The 489-nt window shown below is 71.2% G+C and carries 1 protein-coding gene; it reads right to left on the bottom strand.

From position 1 onward, the window contains the following. Positions 1 to 489 (bottom strand): S1 RNA-binding domain-containing protein (locus tag JMF97_RS30545; RefSeq protein WP_203224670.1); only part of this gene is annotated, 489 nt, incomplete at both ends.

Genomic DNA, 489 nt, shown 5'->3' with positions numbered 1-489 from the left:
GCCACACCGCCGACACGTCCACCAGGCCGTCCTCGTGCCCCCCGACGTCGACGAACGCGCCGAACGCGGCGACGTTGGTGACCACACCCTCCAGCACCATGCCGGGGGTCAGGTCGCTGCTCTTCTCCACGCCCTCGGCGAAGGTCGCCGTCTTGAACTCCGTACGTGGGTCGCGGCCCGGCTTCTCCAGTTCGGCGAGGATGTCGGTGACCGTGGGCAGACCGAACGTGTCGTCGACGAAGTCGGTGGCGCGCAACCCGCGCAGGATGGCGCTCTTGCCGATGATCCAGCGCAGGTCCTGCCCGGTCGAGGAGAGGATCCGACGCACCACCGGGTACGCCTCCGGGTGCACGCTGGAGGAGTCCAGCGGGTCGTCGCCGCCGGGGATGCGCAGGCAGCCGGCGCACTGTTCGAACGCCTTCCGGCCGAGGCGGGACACCCTCCTCCACTCCGCTCGGGTCCCGCAGGGGCCGTTGGCGTCCCGTTCCC

The sequence above is a fragment of the Micromonospora fiedleri genome (assembly GCF_016774385.1).
GTDB lineage: Bacteria > Actinomycetota > Actinomycetes > Mycobacteriales > Micromonosporaceae > Micromonospora > Micromonospora gifhornensis.
This window is presented reverse-complemented; position numbering and strand designations above follow the sequence as displayed.